The organism is Klebsiella sp. HN106 (genome assembly GCF_051209435.1).
GTDB lineage: Bacteria > Pseudomonadota > Gammaproteobacteria > Enterobacterales > Enterobacteriaceae > Klebsiella > Klebsiella oxytoca.
This window is the reverse complement of sequence record NZ_JBLURD010000004.1, coordinates 280,370-296,343: the sequence shown is the minus strand read 5'-3', so window position 1 is coordinate 296,343 and position 15,974 is coordinate 280,370. Positions and strand designations below refer to the sequence as shown.

15 protein-coding genes are annotated in these 15,974 nt (G+C 55.1%); 1 reads left to right on the top strand and 14 read right to left on the bottom strand.

Annotated features, from left to right (window positions below; genetic code table 11):
- Positions 1 to 24: 24 nt before the first annotated feature.
- Together menF and ACSIPU_RS14065 are read right to left on the bottom strand one after the other, a co-directional pair.
- A complete protein-coding gene (menF, locus tag ACSIPU_RS14070; protein ID WP_196557849.1) occupies positions 25 to 1,350 on the bottom strand; it encodes an isochorismate synthase MenF in 1,326 nt (441 codons plus the stop codon).
- Between the two features lie 97 nt (positions 1,351 to 1,447).
- Entirely contained in the window at positions 1,448 to 1,909 is a 462-nt protein-coding gene (locus ACSIPU_RS14065) for a GNAT family N-acetyltransferase (RefSeq protein ID WP_435322149.1), read from the bottom strand.
- A gap of 59 nt (positions 1,910 to 1,968) precedes the next feature.
- Between ACSIPU_RS14065 and rnz the strand changes: the two genes are divergently transcribed.
- Positions 1,969 to 2,889: a ribonuclease Z gene (gene rnz, locus ACSIPU_RS14060; protein ID WP_023321364.1), complete on the top strand. Its 921-nt coding sequence runs from the start codon at positions 1,969 to 1,971 to the stop codon at positions 2,887 to 2,889.
- Positions 2,890 to 2,940: 51 nt separating this feature from the next.
- Here rnz and ACSIPU_RS14055 read toward each other — a convergent pair whose 3' ends face one another.
- The 12 genes from ACSIPU_RS14055 to nuoJ all read right to left on the bottom strand — a co-directional run bounded on the left by ACSIPU_RS14055 (position 2,941) and on the right by nuoJ (position 15,973).
- On the bottom strand, positions 2,941 to 3,471 hold the full coding sequence (locus tag ACSIPU_RS14055) for a tyrosine-type recombinase/integrase (RefSeq protein ID WP_004114230.1): 531 nt from the start codon (positions 3,469 to 3,471) through the stop codon (positions 2,941 to 2,943).
- A gap of 34 nt (positions 3,472 to 3,505) precedes the next feature.
- Positions 3,506 to 4,015, bottom strand: a complete 510-nt coding sequence (locus ACSIPU_RS14050) for a fimbrial protein (protein ID WP_023321365.1) — start codon at positions 4,013 to 4,015, stop codon at positions 3,506 to 3,508.
- A 12-nt stretch (positions 4,016 to 4,027) separates the two neighbouring features.
- Entirely contained in the window at positions 4,028 to 5,071 is a 1,044-nt protein-coding gene (locus ACSIPU_RS14045) for a fimbrial protein (RefSeq protein ID WP_023321366.1), read from the bottom strand.
- 19 nt (positions 5,072 to 5,090) lie between these two features.
- Positions 5,091 to 7,640: a fimbria/pilus outer membrane usher protein gene (locus tag ACSIPU_RS14040; RefSeq protein ID WP_032728580.1), complete on the bottom strand. Its 2,550-nt coding sequence runs from the start codon at positions 7,638 to 7,640 to the stop codon at positions 5,091 to 5,093.
- Between the two features lie 30 nt (positions 7,641 to 7,670).
- On the bottom strand, positions 7,671 to 8,333 hold the full coding sequence (locus ACSIPU_RS14035; RefSeq protein ID WP_004104055.1) for a fimbrial biogenesis chaperone: 663 nt from the start codon (positions 8,331 to 8,333) through the stop codon (positions 7,671 to 7,673).
- Between the two features lie 62 nt (positions 8,334 to 8,395).
- The gene (locus ACSIPU_RS14030; protein ID WP_004104056.1) at positions 8,396 to 8,932 is read right to left on the bottom strand and encodes a fimbrial protein; all 537 of its coding nucleotides are present in this window, start codon (positions 8,930 to 8,932) and stop codon (positions 8,396 to 8,398) included.
- Between the two features lie 425 nt (positions 8,933 to 9,357).
- Positions 9,358 to 9,909, bottom strand: coding sequence for a tyrosine-type DNA invertase (locus ACSIPU_RS14025; RefSeq protein WP_004104057.1), 552 nt, complete (start codon positions 9,907 to 9,909; stop codon positions 9,358 to 9,360).
- 215 nt (positions 9,910 to 10,124) lie between these two features.
- Positions 10,125 to 11,582 (bottom strand): NADH-quinone oxidoreductase subunit NuoN, encoded by a 1,458-nt coding sequence (nuoN, locus tag ACSIPU_RS14020; protein ID WP_004104058.1) that lies wholly within the window; start codon positions 11,580 to 11,582, stop codon positions 10,125 to 10,127.
- A 6-nt stretch (positions 11,583 to 11,588) separates the two neighbouring features.
- Complete coding sequence (nuoM, locus tag ACSIPU_RS14015; protein ID WP_032728583.1) at positions 11,589 to 13,118, bottom strand: NADH-quinone oxidoreductase subunit M; 1,530 nt, start codon at positions 13,116 to 13,118, stop codon at positions 11,589 to 11,591.
- 163 nt (positions 13,119 to 13,281) lie between these two features.
- Positions 13,282 to 15,123: an NADH-quinone oxidoreductase subunit L gene (nuoL, locus tag ACSIPU_RS14010; RefSeq protein WP_004104060.1), complete on the bottom strand. Its 1,842-nt coding sequence runs from the start codon at positions 15,121 to 15,123 to the stop codon at positions 13,282 to 13,284.
- Positions 15,120 to 15,422 (bottom strand): NADH-quinone oxidoreductase subunit NuoK, encoded by a 303-nt coding sequence (gene nuoK, locus ACSIPU_RS14005; RefSeq protein ID WP_004104062.1) that lies wholly within the window; start codon positions 15,420 to 15,422, stop codon positions 15,120 to 15,122. Before nuoK ends, nuoL begins: the two co-directional genes overlap by 4 nt.
- Positions 15,419 to 15,973, bottom strand: coding sequence for an NADH-quinone oxidoreductase subunit J (nuoJ, locus tag ACSIPU_RS14000; RefSeq protein WP_004104064.1), 555 nt, complete (start codon positions 15,971 to 15,973; stop codon positions 15,419 to 15,421). Before nuoJ ends, nuoK begins: the two co-directional genes overlap by 4 nt.
- Position 15,974: the final 1 nt, after the last annotated feature.

Here is a 15,974-nt window from a genome sequence, read left to right as displayed (position 1 = left end):
GACGCTAAGTATAGATAAAGCCCGTTATTGCCGTTTTGATATGCATCGTTTTATCTCTGCTTCTGTGAGCAGTAACGAACGCAATCCTGCAGCTTTATTTTCAATTTCCTGCCACTCGTGCTCCGGGTCAGAGCCGCTGACGATGCCCGCTCCGGCGTAGAGCCTGAGCGTATGCTGCCGTACCTTCGCCGAGCGTAGCGAAACGCAAAATTCGCTTTGCGCCAGCGACAGATAACCGGCGGAGCCCGCATACCAGTCGCGGGTAAAAAGCTCGTTCCGGGTGATAAAATCCAGCGCCACCTGACGCGGCAGCCCGGCGACCGCCGCCGTGGGCTGGAGCTGGCGCAGACAGCGGGCATCATCGGGGACGTCCAGCTCGGCCCATATACAGCGCCGCAGATGCTGCACTTTACGCAAACGGACGATCTGCGGCGGCAGCACCTCCAGCGCGCGCGTCTCCGCCTGCATACGCTGACAGATATCCTCAACCACCAGCATATTTTCCCGCTGGTTCTTGTCATCGCCCATCAGCCAGTCGCCCAGGCGCTGCGCCTGGCGATCGTCCTCATGGCTGGCCGCTGTTCCCGCCAGCGCCTCGGTACGCATCAGCGCGCCGCGCCGTCGCCATAGCCGTTCCGGCGTTGAGCCGAAGAAGGCTTCTTGCGGATTAAAGGCCATCAGATAATGAAAACAGTGCAGATTGCTGCGGCGGCTGGCGGCCATTATCGCCCCGGCGTTCAGCGGGGCGGCAAACTGCAAATCGGTGGCGCGCGCCAGCACGACTTTATCCATCTCCCCTGCCGCTATCGCCTGTGTCGCCTGTGCAACCAGATCTCGCCACTGCGGATAAGCCGGGAAATGCTGCTCACTGAGCAGAGAAGGAAGCGTGCCAGGCTGCGCTTGCCGGGTCGTCAGCGAGCGGAGAAACTCGCGCGCCGCGCAGGCATCGTCACGGAGTGAGGTATCGCTATACAGCGTCAGGCGTAGCGTGGCGTGACCGCCAAGCCGACGCCACTCCAGCCTCGGCAACAGCAGCATGCCGCGCTGCGGATCAAACGCATTAAGGCCGCAAATCCGCAGATCGTCACGCGCTTGTTGCTGAAGAAAAGCGTGCGCCTGCGGCAGAGAGGAAAAGATTTTTACCGCCCCCAGAGCGGCCAGCTCTTCATCGCCGCTGCGCTGCTGCCAGTAGAACTGCGGCCACTGCTGCTGATGGGTACACCACAGAAGCGGATCAAAAGCGTCATTCAGCGCGAAGGGGATATCGAAGATGCGCCAGCCGGGCGATGGCGGAAACGCTTCATCCAGGCAGCGGTACAGGCTTTCCAGCGCGGTGGACACAGACAGCACGCAAACCTCCACGGAGTAAAAACCCCACATTATACGGGGTACTGCTGCGGAATAGCAGTACCCACGATGAGGGAGCGGCTTTTAATCAGCCCGGCGGCTAGTGGGCGGCGATTTCGTATGCCATGCCAATATGGTCGATGCCGTCCTCGTCGTAGACATCGGTCACCGGCACAAAGCCGAAGCTGGCGTAGAATTTTTGCAGATGCGCCTGGGCGCCAAGATAGATGGCCTTTTGCGGCCAGTGTTGACGGCAGCTGGCCAGCGCCTGCTCCATCAGCTGATAGCCCAGCTTTTCGCCGCGCACCGCCGGGCTGACGATCACCCGGCCAATCACGACCGGCTCATATTCATCATCGCTCTTGAGAATGCGCGCATAGGCCACCAGTTCATCGCCGCGCCAGCCGAGAAGATGGCGGTTCTCACCTACCAGATCGTCGCCGTCGATATCCTGATAGGCGCAGGTTTGTTCGACAACGAACACCGCACAGCGTAATTTCAGCACAGCATAGAGCTGGGGGACGGTCAGTTCAGCGTGGTGAAGATCCTGCCATGTCATCATCTGCGGTTCCTTAGTTGGTATACTTTGTTTTTTGACCCACGCCCTGAGGACACTGGACGATGGAATTACTCTTTTTGGGGACATCCGCTGGCGTGCCAACCCGTACGCGTAATATGACGTCGATGGTGCTGAATTTGCAACAGCCAACTATGGCGGAGATGTGGCTGTTCGACTGCGGGGAGGGAACGCAGCATCAGTTTCTCCACACCCCTTATCATCCCGGCAAGCTGAATAAGATCTTTATTACCCATTTACATGGCGATCATCTGTTCGGTCTTCCCGGCCTGCTGTGCAGCCGCTCAATGCAGGGTAATTCTCTGCCGTTAACGCTATACGGGCCAAAGGGGCTTAAGGAGTTTGTGGAAACCGCCCTGCGTCTTAGCGGTTCCTGGACCGATTATCCACTGGCAATCGTCGAAGTCGAACCGGGTCTGGTATTTGATGAAGCCGGTTTCCGGGTCACCGCCTGGCCGTTAAACCATCCGGTTGAGTGCTACGGCTATCGGATCGAACAGCATGATAAGCCGGGTACCCTTGATGCCGCACAGCTTATCGCCGAGGGGGTGCCTCCCGGTCCGTTGTTCCACCGCTTAAAACTGGGGCTGACGGTTGAACTGGAAGATGGTCGGTTGATTGACGGCAGCCGCTACCTTGGGCCGGTAACGCCCGGTAAGAAGCTGGCGATTTTCGGCGATACCGCCCCCTGCCCGGAGGCGCTGGAGCTGGCGCGTGGCGTGGACGTTATGGTTCATGAGGTTACGCTCGAACAGGCGATGGCGGAAAAAGCCAACGGTCGCGGGCATTCATCCAGCCAGCAAACGGCGGCGTTAGCGAGGGAAGCAGGCGTCGGGACGCTTATCGCCACTCATTTTAGCTCGCGCTATGATGCCGAAGGCTGTCATCGGCTGTTGGCTGAGTGTCGGGAGGTCTTTCCCCCTACCGTGCTGGCGGAAGATTTTCTGGTTTATAACATCGAATAAAAAAACAGGCGTAACGCGGGAGATGAACGTTACCCGCGATTACGCCAAAAATTACTCTTCAACATAACCGTTATAACGCAGAATAGATTTTAAATTGCGATAGCCAAGATAATCCTGGATAGAGTCATCATCTATGCCTTTTTTACCCAATTCATATCCGCAAGCATGGCGCAGCATCCGCGGGTGAATATTTTGCTTCAGTTTCGCCAGCTCACAGCATTCACGAATGATTTGATAAAAACGCTGGCGAGTCATCTGATTTCCCCGCGAAGAGATAAAGAGTAAATCATTATGGGCTGGATAACACTCTCTGGCCAACAGCCAGCGCTGTAATGAGATAATCTCTTTGGGTTGTAATGGATGATACCCCGAGATACCGTGACGCGCCCGGCGAATATAAATTCGTTTTCCCGGCAGGTCGACATCCCGCAAAGTTAATGCGGTAATTTCATTAATCCGACAACCGTGCAAAAAGCACATTTGGATCATGCAGCTATTTCTCTCGGGGTGCGCACAATAATGTGCGGCAAGCACCAGGCGCTCAACGTCTTTAACGCTCAGATATTCCGTCTCATCCTGCATATGACATTCCTTTTCATCCATTTAATACATACAATTACTGATAGGTAAAAGTCAGCTGCACCACCGACTCGAATTTTCCCACTTTTGCTCCGCCCTGCGTTGAATATAAGCGCGCGGCCAGCGGGAATTCGCCTTTGCCGGTGCTACCGTTAATAGCAATAGTCATCCGATCCTGGTTTTTATAGGTTGTGGAATGATCGGTATTGGTTATCTGCAGCGCGATATTTTGCGCCGCATCGCTGGCGGCCATATTGGCGAAATGCGTGGCATCATCGCCGTCGGTCACGCCATCAAATTTCACCGTCGCTTTCGTCGTACCCGCCGGGCAATTTTCAACGTTCAGGCTAAAGGTTTTCCACTCAGAAGCGGTGCCGGCAGTTTGAAAATCGATATTCAGCAGCGTGCCGAAATTCACCTCCTGATACTTCGTATCGGTGCTGACGTCGCAGGGGAGATAATATATATTACCCTTCACGTTCAGAGGGATGCCGCCCCAGGATGAAAAAACAGGCAGCAGCAATGCCAGCCATAGCGCCTTTTTCATTATTCACTCCTGCTATTCGATTTCTGCTTGAATGGTTGCCGTCGCCGTAAATCCGCCGCCATCGGGTACATTCCCGGTGGTATTAATCGGATAGATTTTCATGGTCGTGTCCCCTTTCTGGGTCGCGTAATTCAGATTGACCGGCAGCATTCCGGATATAACGGGGATTTTGACACCAGTAATATTTTCTATACGAACCGCAATATCACTATTTGTGGTCGCCAGCGCGGTACTGTCATTCGTATCCGCCGTTCCCTGGAAGGAAAGCGCAATTTTTACCCCTGAGGAAATATTAGTACAGGCTACCGTCATATTGACAACATGCGGCGTAAAGCCCGTCGGCATCTGACCTGAAGTTTTAAAGTTATTCGCGGCAATATCGCCGAAGTCGATATTAATCGGCTGACCGGTATTAATCTCGCAGGACTGCGGTACTGTTACCGAGCCGCTCATTGAGATCTGCGTGAGAGGAATACTGCTATAGCTCCCCGTTTTCCGCGACCCGTAAACGTTCAGGATCACCGTTGGCGGGATCGTCACCTGACCGACGAACGGCCGGGTAAAGTAGAGCGAGATATATCCCACTGAACCGGTATTAAACAGCGTACCGCCCGGGTTACAGGCATAACCCTGATTATTTAGATTGCTTTTATCCTGAATGGGCGTCGGTAAATACTGATTCACCCCGCCGGCAATAAATAGCTCGCTGGCGATTTCCAGATATTTATTCAGCTGATAATAATTCAAGCCGCTTCGGGTTTGCGTCGCGACTAATCCCGGAACAGTGGCTCGAAAATACGTAGTACCAGTAACATCGCTACCGCAATCACATTTCGCTTGATAGGTTCCCCCGGTAGTCCAATGGTACAGACGAGGGAACGCCATTCCGGCCTGGTTTTGCGAAGGGTTAGTAAAAGTTTCAATAAATGAAAAGCTGTCCTGGAAAGGAGCTCCGCCATTACCCGTATTCTGACACCAGCCCGTTTCCGCCATAATCTGCGGCGATATCGCCAGCGCCGCCAGACCGGTCAGTAATCCCCATGAAAATCGTTTCATTGTCTCTGCATCCTTTCGATTAACGGCATAGCCCCTGGGCTACGATAATGCCGGTGAGGCTTTTCCCTGACGGCAGCGCATACTGGACCCGGCAGCGATCTTGCGCGCTGGCCCCCCACTTCACGTTAAGTACGCCGCTAGATTCCAGCCCGGTCAGATAGACCTGGCCGCTATCGCCAACGATAAAAGCTTGCTCAGATGACGCGGCTCCAGGAATGCTGACCATGGCGCCAAAAGGCACCGGCCGCCCGTTATCCTGACGCACCGTCATCAGCACCCGGCTACCGACGCTGGTAGCGTAATTAGCGCGCACTACCGCCCCGCGGGTTGGCACCACCGTTTGCGTCGTTAGCTCAAGGTCGACATCATCCGGCATCGTGCTGGTATCAAGCGTTAAGGTGTTTTTACGATACGGCGAGGTGTAAGGCACCAGGGCATAGCCCCGCCAGTCGGTTCTGACGCCGGTCTGGTTGTTGATGCCAACGCCAGCGGCGCCTGGTGCTTTAACTAAAGCGAGGGTTTCACCAAATGGCTGCCCGAGCGTCAGCCCATTCTCATGCGCCAGAACTCCGCCGCGCAGGGCGTAGTTAAGGCGGTGGCTATATTTATCATGACTGTAGCCGCCGGTCAGTTCCGCGTAGGTCGCACGCCAGTCGGCGTTAACGCTACCGCTCTCCCCTCTTCCCTGGCTGGTGTAACCTTCCTGTACGCTCCAGCTCAGGTTGTTACGCTCCAGCAAGGTACCGGAGAGGCCCAGGTTGTTGGTCGTGGAGCCATTTTTGCTGCTGTTAAGGGAGTAGTTGGCATAGACCGGATTAGGTAGCCAGTCGCCCAGCGGTATGCTGATGCTTAAGGCGAACAGATGGTCTTCATCATTACGTTTACCGGTGTTCTGATCGGTGGTATTGCGATTGTAGCTATAGTTCATGCTATAGCTGATGCCGCGCCAGCTATTGTTGTAACCGACGCCCACGGACTCCATGGTACGACCGGTGTTCCAGTAGTCCTCGCGAATATAGCTTAGCGATAGCGACCCCATCTCATCGCCAAGACTCTGGCTGATCGTCACCTCTCCCCGGTTGCGCCGCCGTTCCACTGAAGGCGTATAGGCGTCATCGCGATAGGTATCCAGCACCTCCTGCATATCCCAGTAACCGCTGGTGGCATAGCGATATCCTGCCAGGCTGACGTTGGTCCCTAATCCCGGAAGATCTTTGCTGTAACGAAGACGAACCGACTGACCGCTCTCTTTATCTTTATCCTGGCGATTCGACCAGGCCTGGGTAACGTCGGTCGACACGGCTCCCAGTTCGCCGAGGTTTTTGCCCATACCCAACGCCAGCGACTGATATTTGCTACTAAACTGACCGCCGCCGTACAACGTCCATCCCCATGGCAGACCGTAGATGGCCGTTGCCTGAGAGAGAGGCGTCTCGTCAATACTGTTGTCGTAGGCGCGATACACCCCAGTAGTTACGCTATATTTCAGACGCCCTTCACGCTGCAGAACGGGGAGTGAAGCATAGGGCACGATCAGGTTCTGCTCGCTGCCATCGGCCTCTTTGATAGTCACCGACAGATCGCCAGAACCCCCGGTCGGATACATATCGGTGATTTCAAATGCCCCGGGGGAGACATAGGTCTGATAAATCTCATAGCCGTTCTGGCGAATAATGACCTGGGCGTTAGTCCGCGCGATCCCGCGCACAACCGGCGCATAGCCGCGCAGGCTTTCCGGCAGCATATCGTCATCGGAAGCCAGCATCGCTCCGCGAAAGGGAATGCCTTCAAAAACGTCGGCGTCGGTGCTACTGTCGCCCAGCGTCATCACCCCTTGCAGAGCATTAATATTGCGCTGCGCATAGGTGTAAACCGTATCCCAGCTGTTACTCGACTCGCCGCCGCCGCTGCTGCGGGTCCAGGTCGTGTAGTTACGCAAACGCCACGGTCCGATGTTAATACCGGGACGGAGGTTAACGTATTGATTATCGCTATCCGGCGTGTCGTTCTTGCGCGACCAGTTGTTGGCTCCGCTAAAAGCGTAATTCAGCAGCAGCGCCGTCACCCCGTCATCCCACTGTTTAGGATCGACCCAGCCCCGGGCTGCGCTGGACACTGCCGCCTGAGGGAAGCTTAATAACAGCCGCTGTTGGCTGAAACGAAACTCGGCTTTCGCCTGCGGTATGACGCTCATATCCGCACAGTTTGCTGACTTACGCCCCAGGTCTGGAAACCGGGAGACGCGCACGCCCCATTCCGCAAGCTCTTCAACCTTCAGGCACGGCTGCAGTTCCGTTTTCCCGGCGCCTTCCCCCTGCTGAAAAGTCACATCGCGGGTATCCATAAAAACGTTATTAAGGTAAATATCCACCCGATAGCTGCCCGGCTGCTGGCCTCCGACCTGCTCATAGGCTGATAAATCCCTGATGCCCGTCTGAGGTCCATCCATTTCCAACAAGGCCGGGTTGAAAACATCCCGCGCCAGGACCTCGTCACACAGCGGTAACAGCGCAACGGCCAGAGCTCCGGCTATCCGGTTAAGCCGCCATTTTTTATGATTATTTTTCATTTTCTCTGGAACTCCCTGGCCAGACAGCCTCTACAAATTAGCGCGGTGCTGCGCGCCGATTCCGCCGTAATCGTTAATCAGCTTCCACTGCAAAGCGCCGGCGCTGCCGCGCGGTAGTTCAAAGCGCGCCGTTTCCCCTGGCCCCACCCAGTTGGCGTCCTTGACTTCGGCCCCGCCTATTTTGACCTCGGCGAAATTCATATAGAACGCGGTCGGATTGGTTACCTGGAGCGTGTTACCGCTACGCGCCCAGCGAAGCTGTTCCGTTACCATCTCCGGCGAACCCACGACGGATTTAGGTCGATAGATGAGTTTGATGCGCGTTTTGATCGCGATCTGCAGGGTGTTGGCCCCGGCTTTCGCTTGCGAAGAAGGAATCGCTTTGATGTTCATCCAGAACATGCTCTCTTTGTTTTCCGGCAGGCCGCCGCTATAAATCACCCGCAGACGGGTTTGCTGCTCGCCATCCAGGCGAAATAAAGGCGGAGTCAACAGAAAAGGGGCGGCCCCCTGCGCAGCTTCTACCCAGCTTTGAATGAGATAAGGCGTAGCATCGGTATTGGTAACGCTCAGAGAGGACTCTTTTTTGCCCCCGGGATATATCAGGCGAGTGCCCCCGGTGACGACGCCCGCATGTGCCGCAGCGCCCACTAACAGCCATCCAGCCATTAGCACTTTCAGGTATCGTTTCATCTCCAGCTCCCTGGAAAAGCGAGCCACGCAGGGCTCGCTAACACTGTCATACAAACGGAGAATCAGTTGTAGCTGATAGTGAAGTTCGCGCTACCGTCTGCCTTACCGGCAACCACTGTGGTATCAGTCTGGATATAACGAACGCGGAACGGCAGATCGATTTTGCCGGTAGCCGGAATATTCAGGCTGGTGGAACGGGTGAACAGCGGCAGGGTATTGTTGTTGCTGCCATCAACCAGCTGCAGGGCCACGCCTTCGGCAACGTCAGGATCGGTACCGGCGCCGGTCAGCTCCAGTTTTTCATTATCACCGTTGACGTTAGGGCCGGAGAACAGTACCGATGCTTTGGCGACGGTCGTCGGGCAGTTTTCCAGTTTGATCGAGAAATCCTGTTCAGCCGCAGTAGAACCGGTACCGCTAAACGCGGTCTTGGCAATCTGCCCCATATGAACTTCCAGCGGGTTGGTCATGTCGTTAACCACGTCACAGCCAGCATCGATGATTTCGCCGAGAAACTTCACCTGACCGTCATCCGCCAGCGCAGCACCAGAGAACGCCGCGCAACCGGCAACTACAGCAGCAAGTAATGTTTTTTTCATGATTTATCCTTTTCAATGCAGTCAATGCATTAATTTAAAAGCGCAATACTGAGCGCATCCTTTTATTTACGCTTGATATTAATAACGCTTCAAAACATTGACCCATGAATGGATATAATATTTTGAAGTGGTCATTTTGTATCAATTTGACCACTTCAATTAATTGAAATATAAATTGCCAGGGAAGGCATATTTGATTTTATATTTGCCAGGTGAAACCTTAATAAACACGATAAAACACTAAGGGTCGAAAGGAGAGACAACTCATGCATTAAACTAATTTAAATAACCCCAAGAATAAATGACACCAATATATAATTTAAGCATATGAAAAACATAACAAAAAATATTGTTAATCATAAATTGACATTGTTACCACCTGTGGATAGCATAGGAGACAGTTTGATACAAAATGACTATTTCATTTACCAAACCTCTCTAAATCTTGCATCATTACTTGCTGTATAAATGACCGTATGCTGAATATTCCTGTGCCCGAGAAAATCCTGGATTAATCGCGTATCGACACCGTTGTTAGCCAGCGCAAAACCGCAGGCGTGGCGCAGCATATGGGGATGAGCGCTGATCTCCAGCTGGGCGACAAGACTCAGGTTCTTCATCATCTGATATATTCGCTGCCGGGATAAAGGTTGACCATTGCGCGATAAAAAGAGCCAGCCGGAATGATTACCGGGATAATCCTTACGCACGCGCAGCCATTCATTAAGAACTTTCACCTCTTGTTTATATATGGGATGGGTCGTTGAAAAGCCATTTTTTAACCGTCGAATATAAATAACCCCGCTTTGAATATCGATATCCGAGAGCTTCCAGTGACGAATTTCACTCACCCTGCATCCATGATTAAAACACATCCACAATAAACAGACATCGCGTTCCGGGTTAGCCCCCCGCCTGGCTGCATCAACCAAACGCTGAACTTCACCGACAGTCAAATGCTTACGCCTTGTTTTCATTCACTTTCTCCATCTACAGAACACAACAGTGTGCGTATCAATAATAGTACGGAAAATAAGAGGATGAGTGGAAACGTAAAGTGAGATTAATATGATAAAAAGCATGAATAATACGAAAAATAGGCAATATTAAAGAAAATTCCCATCGCTTGCTGGTAGAGATAAAAAAAGGACCGCCGAAGCGGTCCTTGTTCGTTCCCAATCTGCGTGCAGCATTACATCAGCGGCGTCGCCAGCTGTACGATGTTGATGAGCGGTTGCGGCCACACGCCGAGCACCAGCACCAGCAGCGCGGAGATCAGCACGACGATGCCGCCGGCGCTGTACTGCCAGTTAGACGGCGCATCGCGATTCAGTTTCTCCGGCGCGCTGAGGTAGAGGCTCACCGCCACGCGCAGATAGTAGTAGAGGCCAATCGCCGAACCCACGACCACCGCCCCGACCAGCCACCACAGGTGCGCATGCACACCCACCGCCAGCACGTAGAACTTACCGATAAAGCCCAGCGTCATCGGGATACCGGCAAGAGACAGCATCATCACCGTCATCACCGCCGACAGAATAGGTCGGTGCCAGAACAGGCCGCGATAGGAGTAGAGCGAATCCGCATCCGGTCCGCGATACGGGCTGGACATCAGGCTCACCACGCCGAAAGCGCCGAGGCTGCTGAACAGATATCCGGCCAGATAGACGCCCACCGCTTCCATCGACATCTCACCGCTCTGCAGGGCAATCAGCGCCACCAGCAGATAGCCAAGATGGGAAATGGAAGAGTAGCCGAGCAGACGTTTGATGTTGGTCTGGCTCAGGGCCATCAGGTTACCAAAGATAATCGATGCAAAGGCGATCAGACCCAGTACCACCCGCACTGCCTCGCTGTCACCCACCGGCATGTAAAGGAACAGACGCATGACCACACCGAAGATAGCAATCTTGCTGGCGGTGGCCAGAAAGGTCGATACTGGGGCAGGCGCGCCCTGGTAGACGTCCGGCGTCCACAGATGGAACGGCACCAGCGACAGCTTAAAACCAAGACCGACAATCATCAGGCCGAGACCGGCCAGCAGCAGCGGCTCATGCAGCATGCCATCCGTCAGGCTCTTACCGAGCGCCAGGAAGGAGAGGTTACCGGAATTTGCATACACCAGCGCCATACCGAACAGCAGGAACGAAGAGGCAACGGCGGACAGGATCGTATATTTGATACTGGCCTCCAGCGAACGTTTCTGGCGGAAAGCGTAGCCGACCAGGCCAAACAGCGGCAGCGAAATCAGTTCAATGCCGAGGAACAGCGCCGCAAGATGGTTCGCGCCCGCCAGCAGAATGCCGCCCAGCGCGGCAATCAGCACCAGCAGATAGAACTCTTCTTTATTGTCCTTGTAACCCTCAAGCCACGGGTAGGCAAAGGTGCAGGTTGCCAGGCTGGCCAGCAGCACCAGGCCGGTATAGAGCATGGCGTAGCCGTCAACGCGGATCAGCGGCGTGACGTCCATCGCCCCGTTCTGGCCTACGAACCAGAGTGAGATCAGCGCGGCGTTAAGGCCGAGAACCGACAGCGTGGCATTAAGGAAATGATTGCGTCGCCACGCAATGGAGAGCATCACAACCACCACCGTCAAGCCGACGATCAGCAACGGTAGCAGTGCGATCAGTTGTTGTGGAGTTATTGTCATGGCGAATTACGGCCTTGTAGTAGAAACAGAATTAACAAACCACTGCTGAATGTTGCTCATCGCAGAGTGCGAGGTGTCCAGAATCGGCTGCGGGAAGAAGCCCAGCAGCACCAGCAGAACAACCAGCAGCAGGATGATCGACAGTTCACGCAGGGACATTCCCGGCAGCGCTTTGGCGGCGATTTCGCTTTTTGCTTTACCGAAGTACGCGCGATGCAGCATCGACAGCGAGTATACGGAAGCGAACACCAGACCAAAGGTAGAAATAACGGTAATCACCGGCACGGTCTTATAGCTACCGAACAGAATCATAAATTCGCCGACGAAGTTACCGGTGCCCGGCATCCCGAGGGTCGCCACCGCAAAGAACATCGACAGCGCCGGCAGCCACTTAATTTTGCTCCACAGACCGCCCATCTGGCGCATATCGCGCGTATGCAGACGCTCGTAAAGCTGACCGCAAAGGATAAACAGACCGGCTGCTGACAGACCATGAGCGATCATCTGAATCACCGCCCCCTGGTAAGCCAGCTGGCTGCCGGTGTAGATAGCAATCAGCACGAAGCCCATATGGGAGACGGAGGTGTAAGCGATCAGACGCTTAATATCGTACTGGCTGAAGGCCATCCACGCGCCGTAGAAAATACCGATGACGCCAAGCCACATCGCGATCGGCGCAAATTCGGCGGAAGCGTTCGGGAACAGCGGCAGCGCAAAGCGCAGCAGGCCGTAGGCCGCGGTTTTCAACAGGATCCCCGCGAGGTCAACGGAACCCGCGGTCGGCGCCTGAGAGTGCGCATCCGGCAGCCAGCCGTGCAGCGGAACCACCGGCATTTTTACCGCGAAAGCGATAAAGAAGCCCAGCATCAGCAGGTATTCCACGCCGTGCGACATCGGCGTCTTCAGCAGCTCTTCATAGTTGAAGGTCCATACGCCGGTAGCGTTGAAGTGCACAAACGCCAGCGCCAGGATGGATATCAGCATCACCAGACCGCTCGCCTGGGTATAAATGAAGAACTTGGTTGCCGCCGTGATACGCGTTTTACCGTCGGAAGCCTTATGGCCCCACAGCGCGATCAGGAAGTACATCGGCACCAGCATCATTTCCCAGAAGAAGAAGAACAGGAACAGGTCGATAGCCAGGAATACGCCGATCACGCCGCCGAGGATCCACATCAGGTTAAGATGGAAAAACCCCTGATATTTCTCGATTTCGCGCCACGAACAGAGCACCGCCAGCACGCCGAGCAGCCCGGTCAGCACCACCATCAGCAGCGACAGACCGTCGATAGCCAGATGAATGCTAATCCCGAAGCGTGGGATCCACGGCATCACGAATTCCGACTGCCACTGCGGAATACCGGTAGATTGCGTGAGAGAATAGCCGCCCTGCATCCACAACTGCAGGCCAAGCATAAACGTCAATCCCATAGTGATCAGCGCGATCCAGCGCGGCACCTTTACGCCAAAGCGTTCAGTCTGCCAGCACAGGAAGCCGCCGATGAAGGGAATTAATATTAGCCAGGGTAATAACATGGCGATCTTTATTCCTTGTTAAAGTCCCGTTCAGGACCGATTTTCAACGAATTCTCACAGAAAATTCACTTCGGATTGCGGGTGTTATTGCCCGGCAGCGCTATGCTTGCCGGGCCTACTGCTTGTAAGTCGGGTTAACCGACAACGCCCACAATCCTCAAACTCAGCGCAATACCATCAGTAACGCCAGCACCACGACAGCGCCAATGCCCATTGAAGCCACATACCAGCGCAGATAGCCGTTCTCGCTTACCACCAGGCCTTTACCTGCGAAGCGGGAAAGGATCGCCGGAATGTTCATCAGCGCATTCAGCGGATCGCTCTTCAGCAGCCACGCCACGCCGAGGAACGGCTTGACGAACACTTTGTCGTACAGCCAGTCAAAGCCCCAGGCGTTGTACCACCAGGTCCCGAGCAGACGACCCGGCGCGCTGTTGGCAATCGATGTGACCAACGTGCGTTTACCCAGCCACAGCCAGGCGGCAATCAGAATACCGGCGATGGCAATCACTCCGGAGGCAATCTCCAGGGTCATGACGCGTCCATGCTCAAGCTCGGTGGTCTGCGGCAGTACGCCATCCAGCGGCGGCACAATCAGCGCGCCAACGAAGGTTGAGAGCACCAGCAACACAATCAGCGGCAGATGATGGGTAATCCCCTTCCCTGCGTGAGCATGAATTTGTTCTTTGCCGTGGAACACGATGAAAATCATACGGAAGGTGTACAGGGAGGTCATAAATGCCCCGACCAGACCGGCCACCATCAGATTCAGATGACCGTTCGCCATCGCGCCCGCCAGGATCTCATCCTTACTGAAGAAGCCTGCCGTCACCAGCGGCAGTGCGGACAGCGCCGCGCCCCCCACCAGGAAGCAGACGTACACCAGCGGAATAGACTTACGCAGGCCGCCCATCTTGAAGATATTCTGTTCGTGGTGGCAGGCGAGGATCACCGAGCCGGACGACAGGAACAGCAGCGCTTTGAAGAACGCATGGGTCATCAGGTGGAAAATCGCCGCATCCCACGCCTGCACGCCGAGCGCGAGGAACATGTAGCCAATCTGGCTCATGGTGGAATACGCGAGTACGCGTTTGATATCGGTCTGCACCAGCGCGGCGAAGCCTGCCAGCACCAGCGTTACCGCCCCAACGATCCCGACGAGATGCAGAATTTCCGGGGTCATCAGGAACAGGCCATGCGTGCGCGCAATCAGGTAGACGCCGGCGGTCACCATGGTGGCGGCGTGGATCAGCGCGGAGACCGGCGTTGGACCAGCCATCGCGTCCGCAAGCCAGGTCTGCAACGGCAGCTGCGCAGATTTACCCACCGCGCCGCCCAGCAGCATCAGGGTTGCCCACATCAGCATGTTATTACCGGCGGCGAAGTGCGCAGGCGCCAGTTCAACCATTTCGCGGAAGTTCAGGGTGCCCAGCTCGTTGTAGAGAATGAACAGTGCGAACGCCAGGAACACGTCGCCGACGCGGGTCACTACGAACGCTTTCATTGCCGCCGCGCCGTTCTTCGGATCGGTGTAGTAGAAACCGATCAGCAGATAGGAGCAGAGGCCCACGCCTTCCCAGCCGAGGTACATCAGCAGTAGGTTATCAGCGAGCACCAGAACCACCATGCTGGCGATAAACAGGTTGGTATAAGCGAAGAAGCGGGAGTAGCCCTCTTCACCGCGCATATACCAGGAGGCGAACATGTGGATCAGGAAACCGACGCCGGTGACCACGGACAGCATGGTCAGAGAGAGACCGTCCAGCACCAGGTTGAAGCCAACATTGAAGTCGCCCACCGACATCCAGGTCCACAGCGGAACGCTGACCGCCTGTTTGCCGTTGGCAAAGAAGTCGACGCCAACAAACGCCGTCGCCAGCGCCGCCAGACCGACCGAACCCACCCCCACGGTGGCGGATAAATTCTCCGACCAGCGTCCGCGAGAGAAGGCCAGCAAAACAAAGCCAATCAATGGCAAAAGAATGGTTAGGGTAAGCATGTTCATCCGCGCAACTCACTTACTGAATCGATGTTCAGGTTCTGGCGACGACGATGGAGCTGCAGCAGCAGCGCCAGGCCGATACTCGCTTCCGCGGCGGCGAGGGTGATGGCGAGGATATACATTATCTGGCCATCGGTCTGGCCCCAGTAGCTTCCTGCAACCACGAAAGCCAGCGCCGCGGCATTGATCATGATCTCCAGGCTAATCAGCATAAACAGCAGATTGCGGCGGATAACCAGCCCCGTCAGGCCGAGGACAAACAGGACAGAGGCGAGGATCAGTCCATGTGTTAAGGGGATCATGCGTGTTCCTCCGTTTTTCTTTTATCGCTGTCGTTCGGGCGGTTACTCAGCACTTCCCCGGCGCGCTCTTCGCGGCCGATATGGAAGGCAACAACCAGGCCCGCGAGCAGCAGCATGGAGGCCAGCTCCACCGCCAGAACGTACGGACCAAACAGCGCAATACCGACCTCTTTGGCGTTAATCGCCGCACCGTCAATTCCCTGATCGTTAATACCGAGGATGGCGTAAACGATAACCACCAGCAGTACCGCAGAGAGGATGGCGGGGCCAATCCAGATCCCGGGTTTCAGCCACTGGCGCTCCTGCTCGATTTCGCTGCCGCCCAGATTGAGCATCATCACCACGAACACGAACAGCACCATAATGGCTCCGGCGTAGACGATAATTTCCAGCGCACCGGCAAAGTAAGCCCCTAGCGAGAAGAACACCCCGGCGATCGCCAACAGCGAAATGATCAGGTACAGCAGCGCGTGCACCGGATTGGTGTGGGTGATCACCCGCAGGGTTGCGAGGATGGCTATCAGGCCACAGATATAAAAAGCGAATTCCATT

Coding starts and splice junctions, on each gene's coding strand:
- nuoJ (WP_004104064.1), bottom strand. CDS start 15,973: ATGGAATTCGCTTTTTATATCTGTGGCCTGATAGCCATCCTCGCAACC.
- nuoM (WP_032728583.1), bottom strand. CDS start 13,118: ATGTTATTACCCTGGCTAATATTAATTCCCTTCATCGGCGGCTTCCTG.
- ACSIPU_RS14025 (WP_004104057.1), bottom strand. CDS start 9,909: ATGAAAACAAGGCGTAAGCATTTGACTGTCGGTGAAGTTCAGCGTTTG.
- ACSIPU_RS14065 (WP_435322149.1), bottom strand. CDS start 1,909: ATGATGACATGGCAGGATCTTCACCACGCTGAACTGACCGTCCCCCAG.
- ACSIPU_RS14035 (WP_004104055.1), bottom strand. CDS start 8,333: ATGAAACGATACCTGAAAGTGCTAATGGCTGGATGGCTGTTAGTGGGC.
- rnz (WP_023321364.1), top strand. CDS start 1,969: ATGGAATTACTCTTTTTGGGGACATCCGCTGGCGTGCCAACCCGTACG.
- ACSIPU_RS14050 (WP_023321365.1), bottom strand. CDS start 4,015: ATGAAAAAGGCGCTATGGCTGGCATTGCTGCTGCCTGTTTTTTCATCC.
- ACSIPU_RS14030 (WP_004104056.1), bottom strand. CDS start 8,932: ATGAAAAAAACATTACTTGCTGCTGTAGTTGCCGGTTGCGCGGCGTTC.
- nuoL (WP_004104060.1), bottom strand. CDS start 15,123: ATGAACATGCTTACCCTAACCATTCTTTTGCCATTGATTGGCTTTGTT.
- nuoN (WP_004104058.1), bottom strand. CDS start 11,582: ATGACAATAACTCCACAACAACTGATCGCACTGCTACCGTTGCTGATC.
- ACSIPU_RS14040 (WP_032728580.1), bottom strand. CDS start 7,640: ATGAAAAATAATCATAAAAAATGGCGGCTTAACCGGATAGCCGGAGCT.
- nuoK (WP_004104062.1), bottom strand. CDS start 15,422: ATGATCCCCTTAACACATGGACTGATCCTCGCCTCTGTCCTGTTTGTC.
- ACSIPU_RS14045 (WP_023321366.1), bottom strand. CDS start 5,071: ATGAAACGATTTTCATGGGGATTACTGACCGGTCTGGCGGCGCTGGCG.
- ACSIPU_RS14055 (WP_004114230.1), bottom strand. CDS start 3,471: ATGCAGGATGAGACGGAATATCTGAGCGTTAAAGACGTTGAGCGCCTG.